The following is an 18,457-nucleotide window of genomic DNA, read 5'->3' on the forward strand; positions in this document are numbered from 1 at the left end:
GGATAAATAACAGGAAACGCCACCATGACCGCCATTGCTCGTATCACCCTGCTCAGCGTTGTTTTGGGGCTGAGCGCTTGTGCGGTCCAACGGCCACCCGAGCAGACGACCCCGCCACCGATCCCGCCGTCGCAGCCGAGTACCAAGCCGGCGCCGACGACGGTGCCGAGCAAGCCGACCACGCCGGCCAAACCGGCCAAGCCGTTGCCGCGCACCTCCGCGAGCTTTGCGCCGCCACCGGGGGGTAACAGTCATTGGGATCCGAAAATGGGTGTGTACGTGCTCGACGGTCAACCGAACACGTTCTACCGCCAGCGCACCTATTACCGTTGGGATAACGGCTGGAGCCGCTCGATCAGCCCCAACGGGCCGTGGGAAGAGACGGACATCCAGGGCGTGCCGGGTGGTTTGGGACGGCAGTTCGGGCAGTAACGCAAAAGGCGACCTTCGGGGTCGCCTTATTTGTGGGGCTGAGTCTGTTCTTGCAAGCAAAGTCAAAAGATCGCAGCCTGCGGCAGCTCAAGGATTAAGCCCGGCCACACTATTGGCGGCACACCCGTTCAATGGTGATGGACCACTCGCCGGGCCAGCGCCAGATCGTGCAGGGATCCAGGTACCGTGAGTGCTTCATGGCCACCGGGCTCTCTGATCGCGACAAGAAAACTAACCGGTGGTCCAGCAAGTAGGGCGACTAGCGAAGAGGGTGATTGGATGTCAGGTAGATTGATCTATCTCATCGGGCCTTCGGGCTCGGGCAAGGACAGCCTGCTCGATGCCGCGCGAACACGTTTGGCCGAGCGAGGCTGCCGTATCGTGCGGCGGGTCATTACGCGATCGGCGGAAGCCGTTGGCGAAGCGGCGTTGGGGGTCAGTCCTGAGCAGTTCATAGAGATGGAGGCCCAGGGCGCGTTTGCCCTGAGCTGGCACGCCAATGGCCTGACCTATGGCATTCCACGTGAAATCGACGACTGGCTGGCTGCCGGGCAGGACGTGCTGGTGAACGGCTCGCGGGGGCACCTGCACGATACTCGCGAGCATTATCCGAACGTGGTGGCGGTGTTGCTGACTGTGGACGAGGCTGTGTTGCGCCAGCGCTTGCTGGCGCGGGGTCGTGAGTCCGTGGCCGAGATCGACCAGCGCCTGGCGCGCAATGCCCGTTTCAGTGAGCGCCTGCTGGCCGATGATCCATCAGTGCACGTGCTCGACAACTCCGGGTCACTGGAGCGCACCGTCGAGCGACTATTGGCCTGCCTCGACGAGCCCGGCGCATGCGCCTGACCGGGATGCGTGACAACCACGCTCCGGTCAAAGCAGGCGCTGGCAAAACCTGCGATCCGTGAAGTTGCCCGGCTATGTGATCCAGCGCATTGACCGTTATGTGCGCGAGCACAATGTCAAAAGCCGTTCGTCGTTCCTCGCGGATGCGGCGATGGAGAAGCTGGTTCGTAATTGACAGTTACATCGCCTTGGCGGGCAAACCGACTTGCCCGCCTGGCGCATGAGTCGTTATGCCGTCGCCAGCGAAGCCTTCTGTGAAACACTGAGGAACCGCAACAACGCCACCAGGGGAAACGCACTGCCCACGATCACGATCCACAACCAGCCACCGTGCTCATACACCGCACTGGCCACGGATGAGCCAAACGCGCCGCCGATGAAGATGCTGGTCATGTACAAGGCATTCAGGCGGCTGCGGCTCTTGGCGTCCAGGGCATAGACCGCGCGTTGACCGAGGACCATGTTCATTTGCACGCAGAAGTCCAGGACCACGCCGGTCACTGCCAGGCCGATCACGCTGTAGGCCGGGTGGATGAAGGCGGGCAGAAAGCTCAGGCTGGCAAACAGCAGGGCCAGCAATGACGCACTGCGGGTATGCCCGGCGTCGGCCAGGCGTCCGGCGATAGGCGCGGCAATGGCGCCGATAGCGCCGACCAGGGCGAAAATCGCGATCTGGCTTTGCGACAGGCCATGATTGCGCGCCAGTTCCAGCGGCACGGCGGTCCAGAACAGGCTGAAGGTGGCGAACATGCAGCCTTGGTAAAACGCCCGTTGGCGCAACACCGGTTGTTGGCGCAGCAGCGTCCAGAGCGAACCCAGCAACTGGCCGTAGGACGCGCTGTGGTCAGGCTGGCGCTTGGGGATGGTCAGCGCCAGCACGATGCTGATCGCCGCCATCAACAGTGCGGCAATGACAAACATTGCCCGCCAACCGAAATGATCGGCCACCACGCTGGACACCGGTCGCGCCAGCAAAATCCCCAGCAACAAGCCACCCATGATCCCGCCGACCACGCGGCCGCGAGATTCTTCCGGCGCGAGGTGCGCGGCCAGTGGAATCAGGATCTGCACCGACACCGAGCTGAAACCCACCAGCAGCGAAATCAGCAAAAACACGTTCGGCTGATCGGTGAACGCCGCGCCCAGCAGGCTGGCAATCGCCACCAGGGTGGTGATGATCATCAGCCGGCGGTTTTCCAGCAGGTCACCCAGGGGTACGAGGAAGAACAGGCCCAGGGCATAGCCGATCTGGGTCAGCGACACGATCAGGCTGGCCATGGTGCTGGTCAGGCCGATGTCCGGTGCGATCAGCCCAATGATTGGCTGCGCATAGTAGATGTTGGCGACGATCGCACCGCAGCAGAAGGCGAACAGCAGCACCATGCCTCGGGTCATTGTCGCGGTGCCGTGGGGCACCTGAGTCGCTGGGGTCATAACGTGTCTCGTTGAACAGAAGGGAATGCGCGCAGGCTAAAGGCTTGACCGCAACGGTGGAAGAGAGTTTGGACTGATAGTAATCATGCCATGGCGTAATGATTGCCAGCGGTTGACCGACCATCCGAAGAAACACCCGCTTTGCCCTGACAGCTAGAATCTACAGGGGGATCACTTCAACGTGTCCTTACAAAGCGGGAGTATCACGATGAAAATCGTATCTTCGCTAGCGTTGGTGGTAGCGGTTGGGTCGATCTTCGGGTGCTCGACAGTACCTGACAGCCAGGTCACCAACGTTCCCCTGAACGCTACTTCCATCAATGCCGGGAACATCGCCCGGCCCATCATGATGTCCGACGGTAAAGCAACGGTGTTCTGGTTCGCGGTCAGTGGCGAAAGCATGGGAAGTGCTTTGCCGGGCCGTCTGGAGGCCTATATCTATTCGGGAAGCTGCGCGAGCCTGGGTGCGAAACCGGCCTATGCCATGAACGACGGTCCGAATGCGCGGTTCTATTCGCAGGCGTCGCACCAGTATTTCTGGAAGAGTGCACCGGTCGCCGTGGAAACGCTGCGAGCGGGCGGTTATGCCCTGGTCGTGCGTGAAAGCCCGGCCGATGGTCACCAGGCTATTTTCTGCGGCAACCTGAGCTAGCGCCACACCCCTGTAGGAGCTGCCGCAGGCTGCGATCTTTTGACTTTTATTTTTCAAGATCAAAAGATCGCAGCCTGCGGCAGCTCCTACAGGGGATTGTGGTTACTGGGCGTAAATCTGGTCGAAAACCCCACCATCATTGAAGTGGGTTTTCTGCACGGTGCGCCAGTCACCGAAGGTTTTCTCCACCGACAGGAAGTCCACTTTCGGGAAGCGGTCGGTGTACTTGGCCAGCACGGCCGGGTCACGTGGACGCAGGTAGTTGGCGGCAGCGATCTCCTGGCCTTCTGGCGACCACAGGTACTTCAGGTATTCCTCGGCGGCGGCGCGGGTGCCTTTCTTGTCGACGGTCTTGTCGACCACCGACACCGGTGGCTCGGCTTCGGCGGAGACGCTTGGGTAAATCACTTCGAACTGATCGCGGCCAAACTCACGGGCGATCATTTCCGCTTCGTTTTCGAAGGTCACCAGCACGTCGCCGATCTGGTTGGTCATGAAGGTCGTCGTGGCGGCGCGGCCACCGGTATCGAGCACCGGCGCTTGCTTGAACAGCTTGCCGACGAAGTCCTTGGCCTTGTTCTCGTCGCCGCCGTTTTTCAGTACATAGCCCCAGGCCGACAGGTAGGTGTAGCGGCCGTTACCCGAGGTTTTCGGGTTTGGCACGATGACCTGCACGCCGTCCTTGAGCAGGTCGGGCCAGTCCTTCAGGGCTTTCGGGTTGCCTTTGCGGACGATGAATACGGTGGCCGAGGTGAACGGCGCGCTGTTGTTCGGCAGGCGGGTTACCCAGTTGTCCGGGATCAGTTTGCCGTTATCGGCCAGGGCGTTGATGTCGGTGGCCATATTCATGGTGATCACGTCAGCGGGCAGGCCATCGATGACCGAACGCGCCTGTTTGCTGGAGCCACCGAAGGACATCTGCAGGGTGATGTTTTCGTTGTGTTCGGCTTGCCAGTGTTTCTGGAACGCAGTGTTGTAGTCCTTGTAGAAATCGCGCATCACGTCGTAGGAAACATTGAGCAGGGTCGGTGCGGCATGAGCCACGCTGGACAGTGCCAGGCCAGCGGCCAGTAGTGAGGCGCCAAAGAGTTTTTTCACTGCGAATTCCTTGTTCGAGAAGATGTTTTTATTAAAAAACAGGCAATTTGCCAGCGACTATAGCCGGGCTCGCATAGTCGTTTAAAGATTAAAAAGCTCTTTGCTTATTCTATTTTCTTGAACAAGGCGTTGCCGCAGCGAGAGCAGAACGCGGCGCCGTGTTCATGGCTGTTTTTCTTGCACACCGGGCAGTCAGTTTGCAACTGTTCGCCACGCATGGCATTGGCCAGTTCGGCGGTGAAAATACCGGTCGGCACGGCGATGATCGAGTAACCGGTGATCATCACCAGCGAGGAAATCACCTGGCCCAAAGGCGTCTTCGGCACGATGTCGCCAAAGCCCACGGTGGTCAGCGTCACGATCGCCCAATAGATGCCCTTGGGAATGCTGGTGAAGCCGTGTTCCGGGCCTTCGATCACGTACATCAAGGTGCCGAACACCGTCACCAGGGTGCAGACACTCACCAGGAACACGACGATTTTCTGCTTGCTGCCGCGTAGGGCGGACATCAGGTAGTTGGCTTGCTTCAGGTAAGGGCTCAACTTGAGCACGCGGAAAATCCGCAGCATCCGGATGATCCGGATAATCAACAGGTACTGCGCATCGGCGTAATACAGCGCGAGGATGCCGGGTACGATCGCCAGCAGATCCACCAGGCCGTAAAAGCTGAAGGCGTAGCGCAGGGGCTTGGGCGAACAGTACAGGCGCAGGCCATATTCGATGGCGAAAATGACGGTGAAACCCCACTCGATATACGCCAGCACGTCGGCGTAGTTGCGGTGAACGGTGTCGATGCTGTCGAGCATCACGATCACCAGGCTGGCGAGGATGATCAACAGCAGAATGCCGTCGAAGCGCCGACCCGCCTTGGTGTCGCTCTGGAAAATCATGACGTAGAGGTCTTCACGCCAGTTTTTGCTGCTGTCCATGGATAACGCCTGACTCAATGATCAGCGCAGCCTAGGTTGATTCTCCCCAGGAGCGCAAGACGCACTGGCGCCCCGCGCTTTGCCGAGCACTTGAGCCGCCGTACGGATCAGCCAGCCGGCGAGGATGAACGGCGCAGTCAGGGTGGGCAGGCCGATAGCGGCAAACATCGGCGTCAGCAGCAGCGCTGCGGCGATACCGAGCAGTGGCAGCCACGGCTGCTGGCGCTGCGTGCTGAAGGCGAGGGCGGCGAGCACGGCGTTATAGCCACCCAGGCCCAGCAGTGCGGTGTAGAAGTCGTGGTGCAGCAGACTCCAGCCCATGCCCGCGACAGACGCCAGCAACGCCCAGCAGAAGGCGCGACGATCGGCGATCAGCAAACCGGCGGCAATCATTGCCCCGGCCAGCGGATGACCGAGGAACATCACCTGACCGAGGCCCTTGAGCGGGGCGGCGAGCATGTTCAGTGTGCTGACCTCGATCAAATGCGCCTCGGTCGAGGGCGTGGCGAAGCACAACAGTACCCAGCTCAACACGACGAATGGCGTGGTGTACGCGGGGAGGTATTGGCTGAACCGCACGCGTTTTAGCCATTGTTGAGTGATCATCGCACTCAGGCCGCCGGCGGCCAGAATCAGCGGTGGCATCATCGCCGACCAGGGGAAGTACAGGCTCAGCAGCAGGCCGAGCAACACGCCGTTGTAGCTGAACAGCCCGGCCTGACGATCAGCCTTGGCATAGTTGCGACGTTGCGCGGTGAGCAACCCGGCGACACCGCCGAGCAACGCTCCGCCGAGCAGGGCCGGGGCGGTGAACAGGATGGCCGACAGGATCAGCAAACCGCACAGCGGATTGCGCTGGAGGAATATCTGGCTGAAGCCGTTGAGCAAGGCTTCGGCCCAGTCGGGGCAGTGGGTGTTGAAGTGGTTGGCAGGCATTTTAATTCTGTGAGTCAAAGGGACCGAGTCGCCTACATCGCCAGCAGGCTGGCTCCCACACCCAATGTGGGAGCCAGCCTGCTGGCGATGAGGCCGGTATGGGCGCTCTAGATCAACGTCTCGATACGCAAGGAGTTAGTCGACCCCGGCTGCCCAAACGGCACACCCGCCGTGATCAATAACGTATCGCCACGCTGCGCCATGCCCTGGGCCTGGGCAATTTCCAGGGCCGTCGAGCACACTTCGTCCACCTGGCGCAGGCGATCGTTGACCACCGAGTGCACGCCCCAGGCCACGGTCAGGCGACGAGCGGTTTGCAGGTTCGGCGTCAGGTTGAGGATTGGCACCGTCGGCCGTTCACGGGCAGCGCGCAGGCTCGAGGTGCCTGATTCGCTGTAGTTGACCAGCACCGCCACCGGCAACACATTGCTGATACGGCGAATCGCGCAGCTGATCGCATCGTTGACCGTCGCTTCGGCTTTCGGTCGGCTGACGTCCAGTTGGTTTTGATAGTCCGGGCCGTTTTCCACCTGGCGGATGATCTTGCTCATCATCTGCACGGCTTCCAGCGGGTACTCGCCGGACGCGGTTTCCGCCGACAGCATCACCGCGTCGGCCCCTTCGGCCACCGCATTGGCGACATCGGTGACTTCCGCGCGGGTTGGCGCCGGGGAGAAGCGCATCGATTCGAGCATCTGCGTCGCCACCACCACCGGCTTGCCCAGCTCGCGGCAGGTGCTGATGATGTTCTTCTGGATCTGCGGCACGCTTTCGGCCGGCACTTCCACGCCCAGGTCACCGCGGGCGACCATGATCGCGTCGCTCAATTCGGCGATTTCACGCAGTTGCGTCACTGCCGACGGCTTCTCGATCTTGGCCATCAGGAACGCCTTGTCGCCGATCAGCGCGCGGGCTTCGATGATGTCCTCCGGACGCTGGACGAACGACAGCGCCACCCAGTCCACCCCCAGTTCCAGGCCGAAGCTCAGGTCGCGGCGATCCTTGGCGGTCAGCGGGCTCAGGTCGAGCACCGCTTGCGGCACGTTCACGCCCTTGCGGTCCGACAGTTCGCCGCCGTTGAGCACGGTGGTGTCGATGGCGTCGGCGTACTTGGTGACCACCCGCAGGCGCAGCTTGCCGTCGTCCAGCAGCAGGTCCATGCCTGGCTCCAGCGCCGCGATGATTTCCGGGTGCGGCAGGTTGACCCGGCGTTCATCGCCCGGCGTGGTATCGAGGTCCAGGCGCAAGGCCTGGCCGCGAAACAGTTGTACCTTGCCCTCGGCAAATTTGCCGACCCGCAGTTTCGGGCCTTGCAGGTCCATCAGGATGCCCAACGGATAATTCAGCTGGCGCTCCACTTCACGGATCCACTGATAGCGCTTGGCGTGGTCGGAGTGATCGCCGTGGCTGAAGTTCAGGCGAAAGATATTCACCCCGGCCTGCACCAGTTCACGAATGTCATCGATCCCGTCGGTGGCGGGGCCGAGGGTGGCGAGGATCTTGACCTTTTTATCAGGCGTCATGTTTTGGGCTCTCAAGGATCAGAATGGCGCGGAAGTCGTTGACGTTGGTGCGCGTCGGCTCGGTGACGATCAGCGCGTCCAGCGCCGCGAAATAGCCGTAGCCATTGTTGTTGTCCAATTCGTCGCTGGCGCTCAAGCCGAGGGCGGCGGCGCGGGCATGACTGTCTGGGGTCATGATGGCGCCGGCGTTGTCTTCGGAACCGTCGATGCCATCGGTGTCGCCGGCCAGGGCGTAGACACCGGGCAAGCCCTTGAGGCTGTCGGTCAGGCTCAGCAGGAACTCGGCGTTGCGTCCGCCACGGCCGTTGCCGCGAACGGTGACCGTGGTTTCGCCACCCGAGAGAATCACGCAGGGCGCGGCCAGTGGCTGACCGTGCTGGACAATCTGCCGGGCGATACCGGCGTGGACTTTCGCCACTTCCCGGGACTCACCCTCCAGGTCACCCAGGATCAACGGGCTGTAACCGGCTTGACGGCATTTGACCGCCGCGGCTTCCAGGGATTGCTGGGGACGGGCGATCAGCTGGAAGTGGCTGCGGGCCAGGCACGGATCGCCGGGTTTGACCGTTTCCGATTCAGCGCTTTGCAGCCAGTTGCGCACGGAGGCCGGCACGTCGATGTTGTAACGCTTGAGGATCGCCAGCGCTTCGGCCGAGGTGCTCGGGTCGGCCACCGTAGGGCCGGAGGCGATGACCGTGGCGAGGTCGCCCGGCACATCGGAAATTGCATAGGTATAGACAGTGGCTGGCCAGCAGGCCTTGCCGAGGCGGCCGCCCTTGATCGCCGAGAGGTGCTTGCGCACGCAGTTCATCTCGCCAATGGTGGCGCCGGATTTGAGCAGGGCTTTGTTGATCGCTTGCTTGTCGGCCAGGGTGATGCCGGCAGCGGGCAGGGCGAGCAACGCCGAACCACCGCCCGACAGCAGGAAGATGACGCGGTCGGTTTCAGTCAGGTTGCTGACCAGTTCGAAGACACGCTTGGCCACCGCTTGGCCGGCTGCGTCCGGAACCGGGTGAGCGGCTTCGACCACTTCGATTTTTTCGCACGGAGCGCCGTGACCGTAACGTGTCACCACCAGACCGGACACTTCACCCTGCCAGCAGCGCTCGACCACCTGGGCCATGGCGGCCGCGGCTTTGCCGGCGCCAATGACGATCACCCGACCGCTACGGTCGGCAGGCAGATGGGCTTCGAGGACTTGCTGCGGATGGGCCGCGTCGATAGCTGTGGCGAACAGCTCGCGCAGGAATTGTTGCGGATCGACCGACATGGCGGGCTCCCGGAATTCTTGTTATTGGGATTGGAGCGGATCCTTGTGGGAGCCAGCCTGCTGGCGATTCAGGCGCCGGGGTCTATCAGACACACCGTGTTGATTTCATCGCCAGCAGGCTGGCTCCCACAAGTTCATGCAGGGCTTAGTTCTTGTCGCGAATCGAGAAATTCGCCATGTGTTCCAGGCCCTTGATCAGCGCCGAGTGGTCCCAGTTGCTGCCACCGATCGCCGCGCAGGTGCTGAACACTTGCTGGGCGTTGGCGGTATTCGGCAGGTTGATGTTCAGTTCCTTGGCGCCTTGCAGGGCCAGGTTCAGGTCCTTCTGGTGCAGGCTGATGCGGAAGCCCGGATCGAAGGTGCCCTTGATCATGCGCTCGCCGTGCACTTCGAGGATCTTCGACGAAGCGAAACCGCCCATCAGCGCTTCACGCACCTTGGCTGGATCGGCACCGTTCTTGGCCGCGAACAGCAGGGCTTCGGCCACCGCCTGGATGTTCAGCGCAACGATGATCTGGTTCGCCACTTTGGCGGTCTGACCGTCGCCGTTGCCACCGACCAGGGTGATGTTCTTGCCCATGGCCTGGAACAGCGGCAGTGCGCGTTCGAAGGCATCGGCATCGCCACCGACCATGATGCTCAGGGTCGCGGCCTTGGCGCCGACTTCACCGCCGGACACTGGCGCGTCGAGGTACTGGGCGCCTTTTTCATTGATCTTGGCGGCGAAGGCCTTGGTGGCGGTCGGCGAGATCGAGCTCATGTCGATTACCACCTTGCCTTTGCCGATCCCTGCAGCCACGCCGTCGGCACGGAACAGCACGTCATCGACCTGCGGGGTATCCGGGACCATGACGATGATGAATTCGGCTTCCTGGGCGACTTCTTTCGGGTTCGCCAGGGCGACGGCGCCGGCGGCGACCAGGTCGGCGGGGGCGGCGTCGTGATGCGCGGACAGGAACAGGCTGTGACCGGCTTTTTGCAGGTTCGCCGCCATTGGGTGGCCCATGATGCCGGTGCCGATAAATCCGATTTTAGCCATGAGAAAATCCTCTTGTTTTTGTCTTGCTCAAGCGAATAGGGGAGCTGCTTTTGTGGGAGCGGGCTTGCTCGCGAATGCGGTGTGCCATCCGGCATACATGTCGACTGACCCACCGCCTTCGCTGGCAAGCCAGCTCCTACAAGGGATCTGTGTCAGATTGCGTTGTGGGTTTTCAACCAGCCCAGGCCCGCTTCCGTGGTGGTCAGCGGCTTGTATTCGCAACCGACCCAACCCTGGTACCCGATGCGGTCCAGGTGTTCGAACAGGAAGCGGTAGTTGATTTCACCCGTGCCCGGTTCGTTACGCCCCGGGTTGTCCGCCAGCTGCACATGGTTGATAGCGCCCAAGTGCGATTGCAGGGTGCGGGCAAGGTCGCCTTCCATGATTTGCATGTGGTAGATGTCGTATTGCAGGAACAGGTTGGCGCTGCCGACCTGCTCGCGAATCGACAGGGCTTGCGCCGTGTTGTTCAGGTAGAAACCCGGGATGTCGCGGGTGTTGATCGCTTCCATCACCAGTTTGATGCCTGCCGCTTGCAGCTTGTCGGCGGCGTACTTGAGGTTGGCGACAAAGGTTTTTTCCACGGTGGCATCGTCGACGCCTTGTGGGCGGATACCGGCCAGGCAGTTGATCTGGGTGTTGCCCAGCACTTGTGCGTAGGCAATCGCCAGGTCGACACCGGCGCGGAACTCTTCAACGCGGTCCGGCAGGCAGGCGATACCGCGCTCACCCTTGGCCCAGTCGCCGGCCGGCAGGTTGAACAGCACTTGGGTCAGACCGTTGGCGTCGAGCTTGGCCTTGATTTCGGCGGAGCTGAAGTCGTAGGGGAACAGGTACTCGACACCACTGAAGCCGGCCTTGGCGGCCGCTTCGAAACGGGCGAGAAAGTCCTGTTCGGTGAACAGCATGGACAGGTTGGCTGCGAAACGCGGCATGGTGGTCTCCCGTAAATGTGTGCAGAACCCCTGTGGGAGCCAGCCTGCTGGCGATGGAGGGACAGTCAACATCAATGTTGAATGTGCCGGCCTCATCGCGAGCAGGCTCGCTCCCACAGGGAGAGCGGTCAGCTATTAATCGAGCAACGAAATCGCCGTCGGCGCATCGTTGCCGACCAGCGCCAGGTCTTCGAATTCGTTGACGGCGTTGATCTCGGTGCCCATGGAAATGTTGGTCACGCGCTCCAGGATAATCTCGACGATCACCGGCACCTTGAACTCTTCGATCAGCTCCTGGGCCTTGCGCAGGGCAGGCTGGATCTGAGCCGGTTCGAACACACGCAGCGCCTTGCAACCCAGGCCTTCGGCAACCGCGACGTGGTCGACACCGTAACCGTTGAGCTCCGGCGCGTTCAGGTTGTCGAACGACAGCTGTACGCAGTAATCCATGTCGAAACCGCGCTGCGCCTGACGGATCAGGCCCAGGTACGAGTTGTTCACCACCACATGGATGTACGGCAGCTTGAACTGCGCGCCCACCGCCAATTCCTCGATCATGAACTGGAAGTCATAGTCCCCCGACAGGGCCACGACTTTACGGTTCGGATCAGCCTTGACCACGCCCAGCGCCGCCGGAATGGTCCAGCCCAGAGGGCCTGCCTGGCCGCAGTTGATCCAGTGACGCGGCTTGTAGACGTGCAGGAACTGCGCGCCGGCAATCTGCGACAGACCGATGGTGCTGACGTAGCAGGTGTCCTTGCCGAACACCTGGTTCATTTCTTCGTAGACGCGCTGCGGCTTGACCGGCACGTTGTCGAAGTGGGTCTTGCGCTGCAGGCTGGCTTTGCGCTGTTGGCAGTCTTGCAGCCAGGCGCTGCGGTTTTTCAGCTTGCCGGCGGCTTGCCATTCGCGAGCGACTTCGATGAAAACGGTCAGCGCGGCGGCGGCGTCGGAGACGATGCCCAGGTCCGGGGTGAACACGCGGCCGATCTGAGTGCCTTCGATGTCGACGTGAATGAACTTGCGGCCTTCTGTGTACACATCCACCGAACCGGTGTGACGGTTGGCCCAACGGTTACCGATGCCCAGCACCACGTCGGATTTCAACATGGTGGCGTTGCCGTAGCGGTGCGACGTCTGCAAGCCGACCATGCCGACCATCAGCGGGTGATCGTCCGGGATGGTGCCCCAGCCCATCAGGGTCGGGATGACCGGGATACCTGTCAGCTCGGCGAATTCAACCAGCAGATCGCTGGCGTCGGCATTGATGATGCCGCCACCGGCTACCAGCAGTGGACGCTCAGCCTGATCGAGCAGGGCCAGAGCCTTCTCGACTTGAACGCGGGTAGCGGTCGGCTTGGCCAAAGGCAGCGGCTGGTAAGCATCGATGTCGAACTCGATTTCGGCCATCTGCACGTCGAACGGCAGGTCGATCAGCACCGGGCCTGGGCGGCCGGAGCGCATCTCGAAGAAAGCTTTCTGGAACGCGTAAGGCACCTGGCCCGGTTCGAGAACAGTGGTCGCCCACTTGGTCACTGGCTTGACGATGCTGGTGATATCGACAGCCTGGAAGTCTTCCTTGTGCATACGGGCGCGGGGTGCCTGGCCGGTAATGCAGAGGATTGGAATCGAGTCGGCCGAGGCGCTGTAGAGCCCGGTGACCATGTCGGTACCGGCAGGGCCGGAAGTCCCGATGCACACGCCGATGTTGCCGGCCTTGGTGCGGGTGTAGCCCTCGGCCATGTGCGAGGCGCCTTCAACGTGGCGAGCGAGTACGTGATCGATGCCGCCGACCTTTTGCAGGGCGGAGTACAGCGGGTTGATGGCGGCACCGGGGATGCCAAAAGCGGTATCAACCCCTTCACGGCGCATCACCAGAACGGCGGCTTCGATTGCTCTCATTTTGCTCATGGTTTTGTGCCTCTTTACGTTTTGTAATTGTATACAAGTGGCTTTGCGCAGAGTGTATTCACGGCGGACGGCGCAGGTCAATCCATTTTCTCAAGCGGTTGTTTCATTCGTCGGAAGCCCGATCTACTGTGGCTTTTCGTCGCATGTGGCGCTTTTCGATAATTATTGTATACAAAAAAATAATTCATTGTGTTCTATTTGTTGCATCGGACTACGGCACATCGAAGCAGTCCACCGCCTTTCCAAAAACAAAATGAGGACGGCACCATGAGCGCTTTAACCTTGAAAGTCGCAGTCAACCTGGTCAACGAAGCCATCAGCGCAGGGCGGGCCATCTCCGCGGCGCCACTGACCATCGCGGTACTGGATGCCGGCGGGCACCTGATCACCCTGCAACGCGAGGACGGCGCCAGCCTGCTGCGCCCCCACGTCGCCATCGGCAAAGCCTGGGGCGCCATCGCGCTGGGCAAAGGTTCACGCCTGCTGGCACTGGACGCCCAGCAACGCCCGGCGTTCATCGCGGCATTGAATAGCCTGGGACAGGGCAGCGTCGTGCCCGCACCGGGTGGTGTGCTGGTGCGGGATCAGGACGGGAACGTGCTGGGGGCGGTGGGGATCAGCGGGGATCTGTCGGATGTTGATGAGCAGTGTGCAATCAATGCGATCGAGGCGCTGGGGTTGAGGGCGGATGCTGGGGTGGTGGCTTGATCTTTTGCATTTGAGATGACGCCATCGCCAGCAGGCTGGCTCCCACAGGGGATTATCTGAGTGTCAGAGATCAAACTGTGGGAGCCAGCCTGCTGGCGATGACTGACTTACAGACACATCCAGCTAACTGTCTGCCCCGCGCATTGGGAATATCAGGACTAGCCTTGCTCATGAATTCATCATGCAAGGGGCAAAGGAATGCCTGATCTACCCGCTTCAAATCGCTTGCGTATCGGCCGATATGCCGAATCCAGCCGCATTTACCTGTTGACTATCAACACTCGCGACCGAGAACCGATATTCAAAGACTTCTTCTTGGGGAGAGGGGTGGTTAATCAATTTCGCTGCGCTCAGGATCAAGGCTTTGCCAATTCACTGGCCTGGGTTGTCATGCCCGATCACTTTCATTGGTTGATCGAATTGCGGCAGGGGTCGTTGGGTGGACTGGTGCAAAGGACTAAATCCTTGACCACCAAGGCAGTGAAGCAGTCTACCGGTCGAACCACCGGTCTCTGGCAGAGAGGGTTTCATGATCGGGCGCTGCGGCGGGAGGAGGATTTAGTGAAAATGGCTCGATATGTAGTAGCTAACCCGCTGCGGGCTGGACTGGTAGAGAAGCTTGGCGACTATCCGTTGTGGGATGCTATCTGGGTTTGATCCAAAACGGAGTTGTCCCCATCGCCAGCAGGCTGGCTCCCACAGGGGTTTACCTGAGTGTCAGAGATCAATTATGGGAGCCAGCAGGGGTTTAGCTGAGTGTCAGAGATCAATTATGGGAGCCAGCAGGGGTTTAGCTGAGTGTCAGAGATCAACTGTGGGAGCCAGCCTGCTGGCGATGGCCGCGCTGCGGTCTATCAGTCCGGCTCACACCCCTTCAACACCAACCGAATGATCGTCTGCGCCGCCGCTTCGTAATCTTCTTCATCCAGCCTGGCCTTGCCGGTGATGGCGGTGATTTGCCAGTCGAAGTCGGCGTAGGTCTGGGTGGCGGCCCAGATGCTGAACATCAGGTGATTGGGGTCGATGGGCGCGATCTGGCCGCGGTCGATCCAGGTCTGGATGCAGTCGATGTTGTGCTTGGCCTGGCCGTTGAGCTGTTCGACCAGGTCGGGGCTCAGGTGCGGGGCGCCGTGCATGATTTCGCTGGCGAATACCTTGGAGGCGAAGGGCAGGTCGCGGGAGATGCGGATTTTCGAGCGAATGTAGCCGCTCAGCACTTCACTGGGCACACCGTCCGGGTTGAATGGCGTCGAGGCCTGCAGAATTGGCTCGATGATGCTTTCCAGGACCTCGCGATAGAGGTTTTCCTTGGATTTGAAGTAGTAGTAGACGTTGGGCTTGGGCAATCCCGCCTTGGCTGCGATGTCACTGGTTTTGGTCGCAGCGAAGCCCTTGTCGGCAAATTCTTCACTGGCGGCACGCAGGATCAATTGTTTGTTGCGCTCGCGGATGGTGCTCATAAACCAGGGGGTTCCTTGCCTGTACTGGCGGTGGCGCATGGTAGCACCGGCCTTCGGCGACGCTCAAGAATGCTCCGTGCGGCGCTCGGCCGCGCTATGCTGCACGGCATTCATTCAAGAAGGAAAGCCGATTCATGGCAGGAAGCAGTTTGCTCGTGCTGATCGACGACATCGCCGCCGTACTGGACGATGTGGCGTTGATGACAAAAATGGCCGCCAAGAAAACCGCCGGCGTGCTCGGCGACGATCTGGCGCTCAACGCCCAGCAGGTCAGCGGTGTGCGCGCTGAGCGGGAAATCCCGGTGGTCTGGGCGGTCGCCAAGGGCTCGTTCGTCAACAAACTGATCCTGGTGCCGTCGGCATTGGCCATCAGTGCGTTCATCCCGTGGCTGGTCACGCCGTTGTTGATGGTCGGTGGCGCCTACCTGTGTTTCGAAGGGTTTGAAAAGCTCGCCCATAAATTCCTCCACAGCAAGGCCGAAGACCAGGCCGAACATGCCGAACTGGTCGAGGCGGTGGCGGATCCGGCGGTCGATCTGGTGGCGTTCGAAAAGGACAAGATCAAGGGCGCGATCCGCACCGACTTCATTCTTTCGGCGGAAATCATCGCCATCACCCTTGGCGTCGTGGCCGATTCGGCGCTGACCCAGCAAGTCGTCGTGCTCTCGGGTATCGCCATCGTCATGACTGTCGGCGTGTACGGCCTGGTAGCGGGCATCGTCAAGCTCGATGACCTGGGGCTGTGGCTGACCCAGAAGCCGGGGCAGATGGCCAAGAGTATCGGCGGTGGCATCCTGCGCGCGGCACCGTACATGATGAAAAGCCTGTCGGTGATCGGTACGGCGGCGATGTTCCTGGTCGGTGGCGGCATCCTCACCCACGGCGTTCCGGTGGTGCATCACTGGATCGAAAGTGTCAGCGCAGCCGCCGGCGGTGCCGGATTTATCGTGCCGACGTTACTCAATGCGGTGGCGGGGATTGTGGCGGGTGCGGTGGTGTTGGCGGGGGTGATGGCGGTGAGCAAGCTCTGGAAAGCCCTGAAAGGCTAAGGCCAACACATGACAAATGTGGGAGCGAGCCTGCTCGCGATTGCGGTGTAACAGTCAACATAGGTGTTGAATGTTATGGCCTCATCGCGAGCAGGCTCGCTCCCACAGTTTCTTGTGCCCGCCGGTACTACTCGGCGATCTGCAACTTGCGCGACTCGGTGTACACGTAGCGCACCTTCTCGTACTCGAACGGCGAGTTCAGCTGGCCATAGCGGAAGCTGTTCTGATGGCGCTTGTCGATGGCGCGCAGGATCCAGACTTCGGGATGGTTGGAGCTGACCTCGGCAACGTTGAGGAAGTTGATGGCGTTCTCGGCGCTGAAATCGACCACCAAGCCGCCAGTATCACGCAGGTTCGACGGGCCGAGGATCGGCAGTACGAAGTAGGCGCCGCCCGGCACACCATAGAATCCCAGGGTCTGACCGAAGTCTTCATTCTGGCGCGGCAGGCCCATGGCGGTGGCCGGGTCCCACAGGCCGGCGATGCCGATGGTGGTATTGAGCAGTAGCCGTCCGGTGATTTCCATCGAGCGCTGGCCCTTGAACTGCAACAAGCTGTTCATCAGGTTCGGCACGTCGCCAAGGTTGTTGAAGAAGTTGCTGACGCCGGTGCGCAGGAAGCTCGGCGTGATGTAGCGATAGCCGTCGACCACCGGCAGGAACACCCATTGGTCGAACCGGTAGTTGAAGTGGTAAACCCGGCGGTTCCACTCTTCCAGCGGGTCATAGACGTTCAATGCGCTGAGCGTTGAACGTTCGAATTCGCGCTGGTCCAGGCCCGGGTTGAACTTGAGTTTGCTCAGTGGCTCCTTGAAGCCGTCACTGTCGACGACCACCGGTGCGTTGGCCTTGCTGTTGTCGGCATTGGCAGCGCTTGCACAGAGTAACGCGGCGATAAGCAGGAGGTATTTAGCCACGGAAGAACTCCAGCATGGCGTCGCTGTTGACGCGGTAGTTAATGTTGCCGCAGTGGCCGCCCAGCGGGTAAACGGTCAGGCGATCGCCAAACGTCTTGCGCAGGAAACCCAGGTCTCCAGGGCCGAGGATCACATCGTCGGCGTTGTGCATCACGGCGATTTTCGGGCTGTCGTGCAGGTAGTCCTTCAGTGCATACAGGCTCACCTGGTCGATCAGTTGCAGCAGGCTGCCGCCGTCGGTGCGGGCACGCCACATCGGGATCACCTGTTCGGTGATGTAGCAGTCGAAGTCGCACTGCAGCGCACGCTTGAGGTACGGCGTGAGGCTGGTGCCTTCGGTAATGGGGGTTTTCGGCGGAGTGATCAGGCCGCGACGGTTGATCAGGTCCGAGGTGAAGGCGATGTCGGCCGCGGAAAAACGGAAGGAGGTGCCGATCAGCATGGCCATCTGTTCATTGCTCAGGTGCTGCTTGGACTGCTGGAAGTCATAAAGCAGTGCGTCGTTGATATCGACGTAGCCCTTCTGCTGGAAGTAACGGGTCAGTTTGTTCAGCACCAGTTCATAGAAGGTGGTGGTGTTGTTGATGCCCTTGACCTCGGTCTGGACCAGTTTGTCCAGGTTGGTGATCGAGGTGTAGAGATTGACCGGAGGGTTGACCAGCAGCACTTTCTTGAAGTTGAAGCTGCGGCGGGTTTCGTCCAGGTGCGCGACGAATGCCGCATCCAGTGCACCCAGGCTGTAGCCGGTGAGGTAGTACTCGGTGACCGGCAGTTTCGGGTTTTGCGCCCGCACGGCCTGCATCACCCGGTACATGTCTTCGGCGTCGTCCTTGGTGATGCCGGGCGTGGCAAAACGTGAGGCGGCGCTCATGAAGTCGAAGCTGGTGGGCGACGACAGTTGCACCACGTGGTAGCCGGCCTTGTAGTAGAGCTTTTTCAGGTATTCGTTGAGGCTGCTGTCGTAGCGCGCGCCCGTGCCGGCGATCAGGAAGATCAACGGCGCGGCTTTGTCCTGGGTGGCAATGCGATAGGTAAGTTTTTTCACTGGCCAGAAGTTGTCCGGCAGTTCGAATGCGCGTTCCGGGCGCAGGGTGACGCTGCGATCGGACTGATCGATGTCCTCATCCAACGGCAGCTCGGGGCGCAGGTCCGGTGGCGTCGTGGCAATGGTCGCCTCGAACGGGTTGGTCAAGGGATAGCCATAACTGGCGGCGTCGATATCGACCGCCAGTGCGGACGCACTCAAGATAAGGCCGCCAAACAGGGCGGCGAAGCGCAAGGAACGGAGCATGACTAGATCCCTTAGAAAAAGGTGCCGA

At 60.9% G+C, this 18,457-nt stretch carries 18 protein-coding genes and 1 pseudogene; 7 read left to right on the plus strand and 12 right to left on the minus strand.

What is annotated here, in order from left to right:
- Nucleotides 1–24: 24 nt before the first annotated feature.
- The 3 genes and pseudogenes from NPS56_RS12510 to NPS56_RS12520 all read left to right on the plus strand — a co-directional run.
- Nucleotides 25–432: a hypothetical protein gene (locus NPS56_RS12510; protein WP_274074878.1), complete on the plus strand. Its 408-nt coding sequence runs from the start codon at nt 25–27 to the stop codon at nt 430–432.
- Nucleotides 433–711: 279 nt separating this feature from the next.
- Entirely contained in the window at nt 712–1,278 is a 567-nt protein-coding gene (gene phnN / locus NPS56_RS12515; RefSeq protein ID WP_274074879.1) for a phosphonate metabolism protein/1,5-bisphosphokinase (PRPP-forming) PhnN, read from the plus strand.
- 55 nt (nt 1,279–1,333) lie between these two features.
- Nucleotides 1,334–1,453: pseudogene (locus NPS56_RS12520) on the plus strand (type II toxin-antitoxin system HicB family antitoxin); the annotation flags it as partial.
- Between the two features lie 53 nt (nt 1,454–1,506).
- Here the strand turns inward: NPS56_RS12520 and NPS56_RS12525 are convergent.
- Nucleotides 1,507–2,712 carry an MFS transporter gene (locus NPS56_RS12525; RefSeq protein ID WP_274074880.1) on the minus strand — a complete coding sequence of 402 codons (1,206 nt, stop codon included), beginning with the start codon at nt 2,710–2,712 and terminating at the stop codon, nt 1,507–1,509.
- A 208-nt stretch (nt 2,713–2,920) separates the two neighbouring features.
- On the opposite strand from NPS56_RS12525, the gene NPS56_RS12530 reads away from it, so the two are divergent.
- Nucleotides 2,921–3,364 (plus strand): hypothetical protein, encoded by a 444-nt coding sequence (locus NPS56_RS12530; RefSeq protein ID WP_274074881.1) that lies wholly within the window; start codon nt 2,921–2,923, stop codon nt 3,362–3,364.
- Between the two features lie 102 nt (nt 3,365–3,466).
- Here the strand turns inward: NPS56_RS12530 and NPS56_RS12535 are convergent, their stop codons facing one another.
- From NPS56_RS12535 to gcl, 8 genes are all read right to left on the minus strand, one after another.
- The gene (locus NPS56_RS12535; protein WP_274074882.1) at nt 3,467–4,462 is read right to left on the minus strand and encodes a sulfate ABC transporter substrate-binding protein; all 996 of its coding nucleotides are present in this window, start codon (nt 4,460–4,462) and stop codon (nt 3,467–3,469) included.
- Nucleotides 4,463–4,566: 104 nt separating this feature from the next.
- The gene (locus tag NPS56_RS12540; protein WP_274074883.1) at nt 4,567–5,391 is read right to left on the minus strand and encodes an ion transporter; all 825 of its coding nucleotides are present in this window, start codon (nt 5,389–5,391) and stop codon (nt 4,567–4,569) included.
- 21 nt (nt 5,392–5,412) lie between these two features.
- Nucleotides 5,413–6,327: an urea transporter gene (locus NPS56_RS12545; RefSeq protein ID WP_274074884.1), complete on the minus strand. Its 915-nt coding sequence runs from the start codon at nt 6,325–6,327 to the stop codon at nt 5,413–5,415.
- Nucleotides 6,328–6,434: 107 nt separating this feature from the next.
- Entirely contained in the window at nt 6,435–7,850 is a 1,416-nt protein-coding gene (pyk, locus tag NPS56_RS12550; RefSeq protein ID WP_274074885.1) for a pyruvate kinase, read from the minus strand.
- Complete coding sequence (locus NPS56_RS12555) at nt 7,840–9,120, minus strand: glycerate kinase type-2 family protein (RefSeq protein WP_274074886.1); 1,281 nt, start codon at nt 9,118–9,120, stop codon at nt 7,840–7,842. The genes pyk and NPS56_RS12555 overlap by 11 nt, the downstream gene beginning before the upstream one ends.
- A 145-nt stretch (nt 9,121–9,265) precedes the next feature.
- Nucleotides 9,266–10,159 carry a 2-hydroxy-3-oxopropionate reductase gene (locus tag NPS56_RS12560; protein WP_274074887.1) on the minus strand — a complete coding sequence of 298 codons (894 nt, stop codon included), beginning with the start codon at nt 10,157–10,159 and terminating at the stop codon, nt 9,266–9,268.
- Nucleotides 10,160–10,311: 152 nt separating this feature from the next.
- On the minus strand, nt 10,312–11,094 hold the full coding sequence (gene hyi / locus NPS56_RS12565; protein WP_274074888.1) for a hydroxypyruvate isomerase: 783 nt from the start codon (nt 11,092–11,094) through the stop codon (nt 10,312–10,314).
- 135 nt (nt 11,095–11,229) lie between these two features.
- The gene (gene gcl / locus NPS56_RS12570) at nt 11,230–13,005 is read right to left on the minus strand and encodes a glyoxylate carboligase (RefSeq protein WP_046819365.1); all 1,776 of its coding nucleotides are present in this window, start codon (nt 13,003–13,005) and stop codon (nt 11,230–11,232) included.
- A gap of 267 nt (nt 13,006–13,272) precedes the next feature.
- Between gcl and NPS56_RS12575 the strand changes: the two genes are divergently transcribed.
- Both NPS56_RS12575 and NPS56_RS12580 read left to right on the plus strand, forming a co-directional pair.
- A complete protein-coding gene (locus tag NPS56_RS12575; protein ID WP_077184045.1) occupies nt 13,273–13,713 on the plus strand; it encodes a GlcG/HbpS family heme-binding protein in 441 nt (146 codons plus the stop codon).
- A gap of 198 nt (nt 13,714–13,911) precedes the next feature.
- On the plus strand, nt 13,912–14,370 hold the full coding sequence (locus tag NPS56_RS12580) for an REP-associated tyrosine transposase (protein WP_274074889.1): 459 nt from the start codon (nt 13,912–13,914) through the stop codon (nt 14,368–14,370).
- A 197-nt stretch (nt 14,371–14,567) separates the two neighbouring features.
- Here NPS56_RS12580 and NPS56_RS12585 read toward each other — a convergent pair whose 3' ends face one another.
- Nucleotides 14,568–15,173 (minus strand): TetR/AcrR family transcriptional regulator, encoded by a 606-nt coding sequence (locus NPS56_RS12585; RefSeq protein ID WP_274074890.1) that lies wholly within the window; start codon nt 15,171–15,173, stop codon nt 14,568–14,570.
- A gap of 134 nt (nt 15,174–15,307) precedes the next feature.
- Between NPS56_RS12585 and NPS56_RS12590 the strand changes: the two genes are divergently transcribed.
- Nucleotides 15,308–16,222: a DUF808 domain-containing protein gene (locus NPS56_RS12590; protein WP_274074891.1), complete on the plus strand. Its 915-nt coding sequence runs from the start codon at nt 15,308–15,310 to the stop codon at nt 16,220–16,222.
- 127 nt (nt 16,223–16,349) lie between these two features.
- On the opposite strand, the gene NPS56_RS12595 is transcribed toward NPS56_RS12590, so the two are convergent.
- A complete protein-coding gene (locus NPS56_RS12595; RefSeq protein ID WP_274074892.1) occupies nt 16,350–17,138 on the minus strand; it encodes an MlaA family lipoprotein in 789 nt (262 codons plus the stop codon).
- Nucleotides 17,131–18,429 (minus strand): serine/threonine protein kinase, encoded by a 1,299-nt coding sequence (locus NPS56_RS12600; protein WP_274074893.1) that lies wholly within the window; start codon nt 18,427–18,429, stop codon nt 17,131–17,133. Before NPS56_RS12600 ends, NPS56_RS12595 begins: the two co-directional genes overlap by 8 nt.
- Nucleotides 18,430–18,457: the final 28 nt, after the last annotated feature.

This window comes from Pseudomonas putida (assembly GCF_028682635.1).
GTDB lineage: Bacteria > Pseudomonadota > Gammaproteobacteria > Pseudomonadales > Pseudomonadaceae > Aquipseudomonas > Aquipseudomonas putida_AE.

Bases quoted from the DNA above. Each gene is read 5' to 3' on its own strand.
- NPS56_RS12510 (WP_274074878.1), top strand. From the start codon at position 25: ATGACCGCCATTGCTCGTATCACCCTGCTCAGCGTTGTTTTGGGGCTG.
- phnN (WP_274074879.1), top strand. From the start codon at position 712: ATGTCAGGTAGATTGATCTATCTCATCGGGCCTTCGGGCTCGGGCAAG.
- NPS56_RS12525 (WP_274074880.1), bottom strand. From the start codon at position 2,712: ATGACCCCAGCGACTCAGGTGCCCCACGGCACCGCGACAATGACCCGA.
- NPS56_RS12530 (WP_274074881.1), top strand. From the start codon at position 2,921: ATGAAAATCGTATCTTCGCTAGCGTTGGTGGTAGCGGTTGGGTCGATC.
- NPS56_RS12540 (WP_274074883.1), bottom strand. From the start codon at position 5,391: ATGGACAGCAGCAAAAACTGGCGTGAAGACCTCTACGTCATGATTTTC.
- NPS56_RS12545 (WP_274074884.1), bottom strand. From the start codon at position 6,327: ATGCCTGCCAACCACTTCAACACCCACTGCCCCGACTGGGCCGAAGCC.
- pyk (WP_274074885.1), bottom strand. From the start codon at position 7,850: ATGACGCCTGATAAAAAGGTCAAGATCCTCGCCACCCTCGGCCCCGCC.
- NPS56_RS12555 (WP_274074886.1), bottom strand. From the start codon at position 9,120: ATGTCGGTCGATCCGCAACAATTCCTGCGCGAGCTGTTCGCCACAGCT.
- NPS56_RS12560 (WP_274074887.1), bottom strand. From the start codon at position 10,159: ATGGCTAAAATCGGATTTATCGGCACCGGCATCATGGGCCACCCAATG.
- hyi (WP_274074888.1), bottom strand. From the start codon at position 11,094: ATGCCGCGTTTCGCAGCCAACCTGTCCATGCTGTTCACCGAACAGGAC.
- gcl (WP_046819365.1), bottom strand. From the start codon at position 13,005: ATGAGCAAAATGAGAGCAATCGAAGCCGCCGTTCTGGTGATGCGCCGT.
- NPS56_RS12575 (WP_077184045.1), top strand. From the start codon at position 13,273: ATGAGCGCTTTAACCTTGAAAGTCGCAGTCAACCTGGTCAACGAAGCC.
- NPS56_RS12580 (WP_274074889.1), top strand. From the start codon at position 13,912: ATGCCTGATCTACCCGCTTCAAATCGCTTGCGTATCGGCCGATATGCC.
- NPS56_RS12585 (WP_274074890.1), bottom strand. From the start codon at position 15,173: ATGAGCACCATCCGCGAGCGCAACAAACAATTGATCCTGCGTGCCGCC.
- NPS56_RS12590 (WP_274074891.1), top strand. From the start codon at position 15,308: ATGGCAGGAAGCAGTTTGCTCGTGCTGATCGACGACATCGCCGCCGTA.
- NPS56_RS12600 (WP_274074893.1), bottom strand. From the start codon at position 18,429: ATGCTCCGTTCCTTGCGCTTCGCCGCCCTGTTTGGCGGCCTTATCTTG.